Below are 10,145 nucleotides of genomic sequence, written 5' to 3' on the forward strand. Positions count from 1 at the left end.
GGTATCCTCCAGTGAGCGACAACTGTTAACAAGCCAAGGCCCCAGGTTGGGCACCCCGGCGGGGTTGATGCAGGACCCATGATTGGCGTCCCGACAGGCAGTATTTGGGAAAGGGTTTGGGCGGTTTCAAGCCCTGCGAAATATCACGTTCAACGGCGGGCCGAGACGGTTTCAACCGCGCTGACGGCGCCCAGATCTGCGCGGTACGCATCCACCAGGACCGCCAGTTCCGCATCCATGACCGCCGCAAGAGAGACCGAGCCATCCTTCCACTCGGCTTTGGACGAGATCACGGATACGATCCGCACCTCATCTCCGAACCGCTGGAAAATCGGCGCGCCTGAGGCCCCAAAATCCACCTCGCACGACAGAACCAAAACAGTGGCGTCGCGGGTCAGGACACCGCACCCTTCCTCAACCGATGGGGCGGTGGATCGGCCCTTTGCATAGGACACCACCTCAACATGGGCACCGGAATGCACCTGCAATTGGGTGCGAAACGGCCGCAGGCCCGGGCCAGTGATCGGCGCGGACAGCCGGACCAACGCCAGATCGCTGCCAACACGCGCGACCCGGTTGCTTTGATCGAATTGATAGTTGGGGTGTATCACGGTCGCCATCACGCCACGGGTCGCAAGCGCGCGCCCGTCCGCAAGGCCCGCATGAAACGTGATGTCTTCTACGGGAATGCGCCGCGCCGTGGCCCGATCGAACACACAATGCGCCGCCGTCAGGACAACATCCGCACTGATCAGCGCCCCGGTACAAAACCCACCCTGCCCCAGATCAAGCCGCCCCACCGCCCCGTAATGCTGCGCCAAGGTGGCCGCATCCAATGTCCGCAGGTTGCTTTGCCCGGCTGCGGGCACGCTTGCCCACAAAACCATCGCCATCACATAACTGAAAAATCGCATATCGCCTCCGCCGCGCTTGTCCCCATCGGTCTAGGGGGCAAAGGCGGCGGCAGCGGGACACGAGTTTAGCGAAGGAGGGGCACTTTTGTGGCAGACAGTTTCGCATCCATCGCTAGTTTGGGGGACCCCTTTGGATTGACCACGCCATTGGCATTAATCTTGTCGCCAAACGCAGGCGGGGTCGGCCCACCGGTCGCCCAATCCAACAGCTCAACCGTGTGCACAATCGGCACGTCCGTGCCCGAGCCGATCTGCATCATGCACCCGATGTTTCCAGCGGCTATGATGTCGGGCGACGTGGCTTCTAACGTCTCAACCTTGCGTTGCTTGAGCTGTTTCGAAATCTCAGGCTGCATCAGGTTGTATGTCCCCGCAGAGCCACAGCACAGGTGGCTATCGCGCGGCTCCACAATGCGAAAGCCCGCCGCCTTCAGCAGATCCTTGGGGTGGGTCTTGATCTGCTGGCCGTGTTGCAGCGAACAAGCCGCGTGATAGGCCACGGTCAGGTTCTTTTTCTCGCCCTTGGGCAGATCAAGGGTTATCAACAGCTCACTGATATCCATGGCAATTTCAGATACAGCCGCGGCTTTTTCCGCGTGATCCGTACCCTTGAACATATGACCGTAATCCTTGACCGTCGTGCCGCAACCGGAGGTGTTGATGACAATCGCATCCAGCCCCTGCCCCTGCATTTCACGGTGCCAAGCGTCGATGTTTTTGGCTGCGGTTGCGTGACTTTCAGAGGTTTTGCCCATGTGGTGGGTCAGCGCGCCACAACAGCCCGCGCCCTCGGCCACAACCACCTCACAGCCCATACGGGTCAAAAGGCGGATCGTGGCGTCGTTGATATCCGTGTTCAGCGCCTTTTGTGCGCAGCCCGTCATCAGTGCGACGCGCTTCTTTCTCGGCGCCGTCGGGGCAAAGCTTTGCGGGTCGTCATTGCGGCTCACGGGGGGGATCACCTTGGGTGCCATTTCCAGCATCGCGCGCAGGCGCGGGTCCGGCATCAGCCCAGCAAAGGGTGCGCCGATCTTGGCCAATAGCAGCGCCACCCGAAACCGCATCGGGTACGGCAGGATACTCGCAAGCATCCAGCGCAGCATCCGGTCCGACAGCGGACGGTCGTAGTTTTCTTCAATGTATTCACGGGCGTGATCCACCAAATGCATATAGTGCACACCCGATGGGCAGGTCGTCATACACGCCAAACAGCTGAGGCAACGGTCGATGTGTTTGACCGTTTTCTCATCGGGTTTGCGGGCATTTTCCAGCATATCCTTGATCAGGTAAATGCGCCCCCGGGGGCTGTCCAATTCATCGCCCAAAACCTGATAGGTCGGACAGGTCGCAGTGCAGAACCCGCAATGCACACAGGTGCGCAGGATCTCATTGGAACGCGCGGTTGCGGGGTCGTTAAGTTGGTCTTGGGTAAAGGTCGTTTGCATCTGTCACGCTCCCGTGGCGGTGTAGAAAGGGTCAGGCCACGGCCTGTCCGGTAAGTCAGGCTCGTTAGGAAAGCTCTGTCACAAGGGCACCCGAAAACAGGCCACGCGGATCGAACTGCGCCCGCAGCCCCGCCGTCAGAGCCGCGACACCAGATGCTTCCGCAGGTCGCGATGGCCCTGCCGCGCCTTTTACGCGCGTCGCGTGACCAGACAGCCCCGCAAGGGACATCCGCACGTCTTGCCCCTCAGGCACCCGCGCCCAGATCAGCCCGCCGCCCCAGTCCAGCATGACCTGCTGAGGCTGCAATGCCGCAACCACGCCCGGGGCCTGCGATGGTCGCACCGAAATGCGCCAAATATCCCCAGGTTGATCGACGAAACTGGTCACATCGCGCACGGCGCTCCATGTGTCCGCCGATGCAGCCCCTTCACTGACGCTTACCGCACCAAAAGGGGCCAAAATCGCGCGCAGCTCATCTACTCGGTAGGCGACGGAGTCCACAAAACCTTCCAACCGCAACAGCACGCGACCTTCGCTCCACGCGGCACCAGACACCTCAAAAGGCGAGCCGAGTGCCGCAGACATCGCCGCAACCGCACCAGCGGCGTCCTCCACCTCTAGCGACAAGGTGGTTTCAACAGCTACCCCCGGCACAACCTTGAACGACACTTCGGTCAAAACACCCAGCGCGCCCTGCGCCCCACACATCAATTTCACCAAATCATAGCCGGTAACATTCTTCATAACCCGGCCACCGTTCTTGATGATATCGCCATGGCCATCAACAAACCGCACACCGATCAAACTGTCCCGGCAGGCCCCAACCTGCACGCGCCGCGGACCACTGGCATTCGCCGCAACCACACCGCCAATGGTGCTCTCGCCGGATCGACCCAACAACGGCCCCATACGGGGCGGCTCAAATGGTAACCGCTGGTTTTCCGCCGCCAACACCGCCTCAATCTCGGAAACGGGCGTCCCGACCTGCGCCACAATCGTCAACGCGCCCGGCTCATACAGCGTCACACCCGACATCCCAGCGGTTGAGATTACCTCACCCGCCGCGGCCTCAAGGCTCCGCGTGCCGCCGCCACGAACGGTCAACGACCCATTCGCCCCACGTATGATCTCAGCCACGTCTTTTTCAGTCGTTGGGGTCAACATCGCGAACCCTTCCCTCTTTGGTTCTAAAATATCCCGGGGAGCGCGAGGGGCTGGCCCCTCGCCCTGCTTTTGCAGATCACGCGCCTGGGTTGAATAACGGCCCTAGTCCCGCCGCGCGGCGCTGGTGTCCAGCGGAAACACCTTTGCAGGATTCAACAGCCACTTGGGGTCAAACACATCCTTGACCCGCATCTGTGCTTCCATATCAACGGGCGCGAATTGGTGTCCCATCAGATCGCGTTTTTCAATTCCAACGCCGTGCTCACCTGTCAGGCAGCCGCCCACATCCACGCACAGCTTTAGAATTTCGGCACCGAACGCCTCACACAACTCTAGATCACCGGGTTTATTGGCATCAAACAGGATCAGCGGATGCATATTGCCGTCGCCTGCGTGGAACACGTTGCCCACGGCCAGCCCGTATTCCTTGGACAGCTCACCAATACGGCGCAGCACAAATGGCAGTTCCGACACCGGGATCGTGCCATCCAAGCACATGTAGTCCGAGATTTGGCCAATCGCGCCGAACGCCGATTTGCGCCCTAACCAGATCGCAGCACTTTCGGTTGCGTTCTGGGCTTGGCGCATTTCAACGGGATCGTGGGTCGCGGCGATTTTCATGATCTGCGCCAGTTGGGCGTCGATCTCTGCGTCCGATCCCTCAACCTCCACGATCAGCAGCGCGTGACAATCGGGATAGCCCGCTTTCGCAAATTTCTCAGTGGTCTCGATGCACAAGCGGTCCATGAACTCAATCGCAACAGGCAGGATCCCCGCCTTGATAATGTCTGCCACACAAGCGCCGGCCACTTCATTGTCATCAAAGCCGATCAAGACGGGTCGCGCGCCCTCGGGTTTGGGCAAAATCCGCAAGGTCGCTTCGGTCACGACCCCCAGCTGCCCCTCTGAGCCGCAGATGACACCCAAAAGGTCCAGCCCCGAGGCATCCATATGGCCGCCCCCGATCTCAACGATAGTGCCGTCCATTTGCACCAGCGTGACGCCCAGTAGGTTGTTGGTCGTGACCCCGTACTTTAGGCAATGCGCCCCGCCCGAGTTCATCGCGATGTTGCCCGCAATGGCACAGGCCAACTGGCTGGAGGGATCGGGTGCATAGAAAAATCCGTCTGCCTCAACGGCGCCAGTCACGCTTAGGTTGGTGCGTCCGGTTTGGACACGGATCAGGCGGTCTTCATAGCTGACTTCGAGCACATCATTCATCTTGGCCACGCCGAGGATCACGCAATCCGCAGTGGGCAGTGCCCCACCCGCAAGCGATGTGCCAGAGCCGCGCGGCACCACAGGTACATCCATCTCGTGACAGATCTTGAGCACGTCGGAGACTTCTTGGGTTGTTGCGGGCAGTACCGCACATAGGGGCGGGCAACGGTAGGCTGTCAGTGCGTCACATTCGTAGGCGCGTGTCTCGGCCTCATCCTCGATCACTGCGTCAAGCGGCAAAACCTCTAACAGGCGCGCCACAAGGGCCGCCTTTTTCGACATCACAAGACTGTCTGGTTTCGGCATTTCCATGGGGCGTCCTCCGGTGGCGTTCGAATTGGTAAGTAAATTATACCAATTTTTGCGTCTGACAAGCGCTTTCTCTTGGGATAGACGGAAATCATGGATATGATGGACCGCCTTTCGCTATTTGCGCCGTTGGATTTGATCGCTGTTGGCGTGCTGTTTGGCACGTGGTGGCTTTTGGGGCTGCTGATTGAGCACCCGCCCAAACGCTATCCTTCGGTCACTGTGCTGACGTATGAATACCGCCGCGAGTGGATGGAGCAGATGATCACCCGTGATCCGCGTGTCTTTGATGCCCTCACGATGAATGGTCTGCGCGAGGGCACGGCCTTTTTCGGGTCGGGCTGTATGATCGCACTGGGTGGGGTTTTGGCGTTAATGTCCAACACGCAAAGTCTGGATGCGGTGGCCGTTGACCTTACATCTTCGGCCCACCCGGAAGTGTTGTGGCAGATCAAGCTGTTGGCTGTGGCCGCCCTGTTGACCCATGCGTTCTTGAAATTCGTCTGGGCCAATCGGTTGTTTGGGTATTGCGCCATCACAATGGCCGCGACGCCGAATGACATCACAGACCCAAAGGCCAAAACCCGCGCCCGCCAGTCCGGCGAAATTGCCAACCGCGCGGCGGTGAACTTTAACCGTGGACTACGGTCGATCTATTTTTCATTGGCTGCGTTGGGGTGGTTGTTGTCGCCCTATGCGTTGATCGCCACCACGGCTGTTGCGTCGTTCACATTGCTATCACGAGAGTTTGCATCGACATCCCGGGAGACTTTGCGCGACACCTAAGAGCATGAGACATGTTCTTTTCCTTACCGCGCTGGCTCTGCCTATCACGCCCCTGCCCGGCCTTGCCGATGCGCCTGCAATCCTACGGGCGACTGCGGTGCAATCGGGTGCCACCCACACGATTTCAGTCACGCTACGCCACGCCGATACCGGCTGGGCGCATTATGCCGATGGGTGGTCCGTGCAATTGCCGGACGGAACCGAGCTGGGGTACCGGACATTGCACCACCCCCATGTTGAGGAGCAGCCCTTTACACGGTCGCTGGGTGGCGTGAACATCCCGGACGGTACCAAACGTTTGGTACTGATCCCGCACGACAGTGTGCATGGATGGGGTGCGCCATTCGAGATCACGTTGGGGGATTAAAGCGTGTACGTCGCACCTTTGTAGATGGCGAAAACGCGGCCGTGCAGGTCTTCAATCTCAACCAACGGGTCCGGCAGGTTGAAGGGCGGCAGGGACAGGTTCCAATCCGTATACCGAAAGGCACTGCCGGTTTTGCGCGCGCGTTTGGTATCATCCGGGTTTTCCTGCGCATCCTCAAAATGTGACAGGGCAAAGTAGCGGCTTGGCAGGTTTTGCATCCGCTGGACGATTGTCTGGGCATCGTCACGGCGCAGGTGATTGATCGTTTCACGGCAAACAAGCAGATCACAGGCATCGGGCGCAAAGGAGGTCGCGTCGCCAACCTCAAACGAGATATTGGCAAAGCTGCGCAACGCCGCCTTGTTGCGATTGATCGCCGTCGAACTGATATCGACCCCGTGAAACCGCACATCAGACTGAGCAAAGGCCAGCGCGGTGGGCCACCACGCCATGCCCCCACAGCTAAGATCAACGATGGAGCGAATGTTTTCACGATCAATGAAGCGGGCCAGTTTTACGCACATAGGCAACACGGCGGACAGCTCACTGCCCGGGCCGCTGCCGCACCCCGCCGAGGTCCACATCTCATTGTCGTAAATGCGGTTGAAGGAGTGTGAATAGGATTCGTTCGCGTCACCAACCTTGAGCGGTTGGAGGGTTGTCAGAGATTTTCTGACCAACCGTTTTATGATGGCGTTTGCCATAATCTAATTAACCTCGTTAACGCACTAGCAGTGGACAGAGGTTAATCAGGTTAGCCAAGGCTGAGCGACACTATTTTGTCGCCAGGCCTTGACCAAAGGTAAAGTAGGCAGGTTTCAGCCCAATAGGGCTTAGGCGCGGTGGGCGCCTGCGGCCAAGTCAGCCACGTAGGCCAAGACGTCCGATACGCTGTCGCCGCGGGCGATACGTTCCACAATCGCGGAGCCGACCACAGCACCGTCCGCGACGGCTGCGATGTCTTGGGCCGCATCGGGGGTTTTGATGCCAAAACCCACAATAATCGGAAGCTCTGTCTGAGATTTGATCCGCGCGACTTCGGGGGCGACCACCTCGGCGCTGGCGGAAGCGGCACCCGTGATCCCGGTAATGGAGACGTAGTACACAAACCCAGAAGTGTTTCGCAGCACCTTCGGCAGGCGTTTGTTGTCAGTCGTGGGCGTCGCGAGGCGGATGAAATTTAGGCCGGCTTTCTGCGCGGGGATGCACAGTTCGGTGTCTTCTTCGGGGGGCAGGTCCACGACGAGTAGGCCGTCAACGCCCGCTTCTTTTGCGTCGATCAGGAATTGATCCACGCCGCGATTGTAGATCGGGTTGTAGTAGCCCATCAGAACAACCGGAGTGGTATCGTCCTGCGCCCGCAGTTCGCGCACGATATCGAGCGTCCGTTCCAGCGTCATGCCCGCCTCCAGCGCGCGTTGCCCAGCCAACTGAATTGTAGAGCCATCGGCCATTGGATCGGTAAACGGCACGCCCAGTTCAATAATATCAACGCCCGCTGCGGGCAGACCCAGCACCACGTCGCGGGCGGTTTCATAATCCGGGTCCCCAGCCATCACGTAGGAAACGAAGGCTTTTTTGCCCTCTGCACGGAGGCGATCAAAGGTGGCGTCGATACGAGTCATTGTGGGCTTCCTCCAAGTCTGCGCTTCGCCTTTTGGGGCACCTTTGGGCCAAAGGCAAGCAACTGGACCGCAAGCCGGGGTTCGCATGTCAGTTGCATCCGCCCGGACGCTTGCGTAGAGGGAAGCGAAACCGTGATTAGGAGAGCGTTATGGGCTTTAAAATGGGTATTGTCGGGATGCCGAACGTGGGCAAATCCACCCTGTTCAACGCGCTCACCAAAACGGCGGCGGCAGCCGCGGCGAACTTTCCGTTTTGTACGATTGAGCCGAACGTCGGTGACGTGCCCGTGCCGGACGCGCGCCTTGATACGCTTGCTGAGTTGGCGCAGTCCAAATCGATCATCCCTACGCGCATGTCGTTCGTTGATATCGCCGGGCTGGTGAAGGGTGCGTCCAAGGGCGAAGGTCTGGGCAACCAGTTTTTGGCCAACATCCGCGAAACCGACGCGATCGCCCACGTTCTGCGGTGTTTTGAAGACGACGACATCACCCACGTGGATGGCCGCGTGAACCCGGTTGAAGATGCCGAAACCATTGAGACCGAGCTGATGCTGGCCGATATGGAAAGCATTGAAAAACGCCTTCAGGGGCTAAGCCGCAAGGTGCGCGGCGGCGATAAGGAAGCTGTTCAGCAGGAGCGTTTGCTGAAAGTGGCGCTTGCGATGCTAGAAGACGGCAAGCCCGCACGGATGGTTGAGGTAGACGCCGACGACGCGAAGGCGTGGAAGTTGCTGCAACTTCTGACCTCAAAGCCGATCCTTTACGTGTGCAACGTGGATGAAGGATCTGCCGCGACGGGCAACGCCTTTAGCGCGCAAGTGGCAGAGATGGCCGCGGCCCAAGGTGCTTCGCATGTGATTATTTCGGCCGCGATTGAGGAAGAAATCAGCCAGTTGGACGCCGATGAGGCCGCCATGTTCCTAGAGGAAATGGGCCTTGAGGAAGCCGGGTTGGACCGTCTGATCCGCGCAGGCTACACGCTGCTAAAGCTGGAAACCTATTTCACCGTCGGCCCCAAAGAGGCCCGTGCATGGACCATCCCACATGGCACCATGGCCCCCCAAGCGGCAGGCGTGATCCACGGGGATTTTGAGCGCGGTTTCATCCGTGCCGAGACGATTGCTTATGATGACTTCGTGTCATTGGGCGGCGAGCAACCCGCCAAAGAAGCTGGCAAAATGCGGGCAGAGGGCAAGGGCTACGTCGTGAAAGACGGCGATGTGCTCCACTTCTTGTTCAACACATAAAAGCCAAGCGATTTTGGTCAGATGACCCTAAAGCGCGGCTTTTGTGAGCCGCGCTTTTTCGTTGTGGTGGGGCAATATGCGCCCTGCCCCTATCAAATGGATCGGCCAGCCCTATCTAACCGCCCAGCATATATCGGAGCCTTCTATGACCTACACGCCCCCCAAAGTCTGGACCTGGGATGCCGCCTCTGGCGGTGAATTTGCGCCCATCAATCGCCCCATCGCAGGCGCCACCAAAGACGCCGAGTTGCCCGTGGGCGCGCATGCCTTGCAGCTGTATTCCTTGGCCACGCCAAACGGCGTCAAGGTCACCGTCCTGCTGGAGGAAATGCTGGAAGCCGGGATTAAAGAGGCCGACTATGACGCGTGGCTCATCCGGATCATGGAAGGCGATCAGTTCGGCTCGGGCTTTGTGGATGTGAACCCGAACTCCAAGATTCCTGCACTAATGGATCATTCCACCAAGCCCCCCACCCGCGTGTTTGAGAGCGGCGCGATCCTGCTGTATCTGGCTGAGAAATTTGGCGCCTTCCTGCCCCAAGACCATGCAGGCCGGACCGAGGCGCTTAACTGGTTGTTCTGGCAAATGGGCAGCGCCCCGTATCTGGGCGGTGGATTTGGCCACTTTTACGCCTATGCCCCTGAGAAATTTGAATATCCCATTGATCGCTTCACCATGGAAGCCAAGCGCCAGTTAGACGTGCTGGACCGGCATTTAGCCGAGCATGAGTGGTTTGCCGGCGACATGTATTCCATCGCGGACATCGCGATCTGGTCTTGGTACGGGCAGTTGGTTCTGGGCCGCTTGTACAGCGCGGCCGAGTTCCTAGACGTCGAAAGCTACACCCACCTGATGGCATGGGCCAAACGTATCGACGCCCGTCCCGCCGTTTTGCGTGGTCGCATGGTGAACCGGTCTTTTGGTGAGCCAGAGATGCAACTTCACGAGCGTCACTCGCCTGCGGACTTTGAGACAGAGACGCAGGATAAAAAAGCGGCGCAATAAGCCCTTTGGCGGAGATTATGGGCTTGTTCCCCATCGCAGGCTCCCTTAGACACGGCGGCG

10 protein-coding genes are annotated in these 10,145 nt (G+C 59.2%); 4 read left to right on the forward strand and 6 right to left on the reverse strand.

What is annotated here, in order from left to right; translation table 11 throughout:
* Positions 1 to 149: 149 nt before the first annotated feature.
* The 4 genes from AC4GMC_RS04845 to AC4GMC_RS04860 form a co-directional block, all read right to left on the reverse strand.
* A complete protein-coding gene (locus AC4GMC_RS04845; RefSeq protein WP_487878217.1) occupies positions 150 to 914 on the reverse strand; it encodes a trypsin-like serine peptidase in 765 nt (254 codons plus the stop codon).
* A 65-nt stretch (positions 915 to 979) separates the two neighbouring features.
* Complete coding sequence (gene glcF / locus AC4GMC_RS04850; protein ID WP_487878216.1) at positions 980 to 2,359, reverse strand: glycolate oxidase subunit GlcF; 1,380 nt, start codon at positions 2,357 to 2,359, stop codon at positions 980 to 982.
* A gap of 64 nt (positions 2,360 to 2,423) precedes the next feature.
* The gene (locus tag AC4GMC_RS04855; protein WP_487879443.1) at positions 2,424 to 3,521 is read right to left on the reverse strand and encodes an FAD-binding protein; all 1,098 of its coding nucleotides are present in this window, start codon (positions 3,519 to 3,521) and stop codon (positions 2,424 to 2,426) included.
* A gap of 105 nt (positions 3,522 to 3,626) precedes the next feature.
* Positions 3,627 to 5,057, reverse strand: a complete 1,431-nt coding sequence (locus tag AC4GMC_RS04860; RefSeq protein WP_487875920.1) for an FAD-linked oxidase C-terminal domain-containing protein — start codon at positions 5,055 to 5,057, stop codon at positions 3,627 to 3,629.
* Between the two features lie 90 nt (positions 5,058 to 5,147).
* On the opposite strand from AC4GMC_RS04860, the gene AC4GMC_RS04865 reads away from it, so the two are divergent.
* Together AC4GMC_RS04865 and AC4GMC_RS04870 are read left to right on the forward strand one after the other, a co-directional pair.
* Positions 5,148 to 5,840: a DUF599 domain-containing protein gene (locus AC4GMC_RS04865; RefSeq protein WP_487875919.1), complete on the forward strand. Its 693-nt coding sequence runs from the start codon at positions 5,148 to 5,150 to the stop codon at positions 5,838 to 5,840.
* Positions 5,841 to 5,844: 4 nt separating this feature from the next.
* Positions 5,845 to 6,207 (forward strand): hypothetical protein, encoded by a 363-nt coding sequence (locus AC4GMC_RS04870; protein WP_487875918.1) that lies wholly within the window; start codon positions 5,845 to 5,847, stop codon positions 6,205 to 6,207.
* On the opposite strand, the gene AC4GMC_RS04875 is transcribed toward AC4GMC_RS04870, so the two are convergent.
* Entirely contained in the window at positions 6,204 to 6,911 is a 708-nt protein-coding gene (locus AC4GMC_RS04875; RefSeq protein ID WP_487875917.1) for a class I SAM-dependent methyltransferase, read from the reverse strand. The genes AC4GMC_RS04870 and AC4GMC_RS04875 overlap by 4 nt on opposite strands.
* A 129-nt stretch (positions 6,912 to 7,040) precedes the next feature.
* Complete coding sequence (trpA, locus tag AC4GMC_RS04880; protein WP_487875916.1) at positions 7,041 to 7,832, reverse strand: tryptophan synthase subunit alpha; 792 nt, start codon at positions 7,830 to 7,832, stop codon at positions 7,041 to 7,043.
* Positions 7,833 to 7,981: 149 nt separating this feature from the next.
* On the opposite strand from trpA, the gene ychF reads away from it, so the two are divergent.
* Together ychF and yghU are read left to right on the forward strand one after the other, a co-directional pair.
* Entirely contained in the window at positions 7,982 to 9,079 is a 1,098-nt protein-coding gene (ychF, locus tag AC4GMC_RS04885; protein ID WP_038003744.1) for a redox-regulated ATPase YchF, read from the forward strand.
* Between the two features lie 145 nt (positions 9,080 to 9,224).
* Positions 9,225 to 10,085 carry a glutathione-dependent disulfide-bond oxidoreductase gene (yghU, locus tag AC4GMC_RS04890; protein WP_487875915.1) on the forward strand — a complete coding sequence of 287 codons (861 nt, stop codon included), beginning with the start codon at positions 9,225 to 9,227 and terminating at the stop codon, positions 10,083 to 10,085.
* Positions 10,086 to 10,145 lie beyond the last annotated feature (60 nt).

This window comes from Thalassobacter sp., from assembly GCF_982993085.1.

Excerpts from the sequence above, each read along its gene's own strand:
- AC4GMC_RS04875 (WP_487875917.1), bottom strand. The coding sequence starts at position 6,911 with ATGGCAAACGCCATCATAAAACGGTTGGTCAGAAAATCTCTGACAACC.
- AC4GMC_RS04865 (WP_487875919.1), top strand. The coding sequence starts at position 5,148 with ATGGATATGATGGACCGCCTTTCGCTATTTGCGCCGTTGGATTTGATC.
- trpA (WP_487875916.1), bottom strand. The coding sequence starts at position 7,832 with ATGACTCGTATCGACGCCACCTTTGATCGCCTCCGTGCAGAGGGCAAA.
- AC4GMC_RS04860 (WP_487875920.1), bottom strand. The coding sequence starts at position 5,057 with ATGGAAATGCCGAAACCAGACAGTCTTGTGATGTCGAAAAAGGCGGCC.
- AC4GMC_RS04870 (WP_487875918.1), top strand. The coding sequence starts at position 5,845 with ATGAGACATGTTCTTTTCCTTACCGCGCTGGCTCTGCCTATCACGCCC.
- yghU (WP_487875915.1), top strand. The coding sequence starts at position 9,225 with ATGACCTACACGCCCCCCAAAGTCTGGACCTGGGATGCCGCCTCTGGC.
- ychF (WP_038003744.1), top strand. The coding sequence starts at position 7,982 with ATGGGCTTTAAAATGGGTATTGTCGGGATGCCGAACGTGGGCAAATCC.
- AC4GMC_RS04845 (WP_487878217.1), bottom strand. The coding sequence starts at position 914 with ATGCGATTTTTCAGTTATGTGATGGCGATGGTTTTGTGGGCAAGCGTG.
- glcF (WP_487878216.1), bottom strand. The coding sequence starts at position 2,359 with ATGCAAACGACCTTTACCCAAGACCAACTTAACGACCCCGCAACCGCG.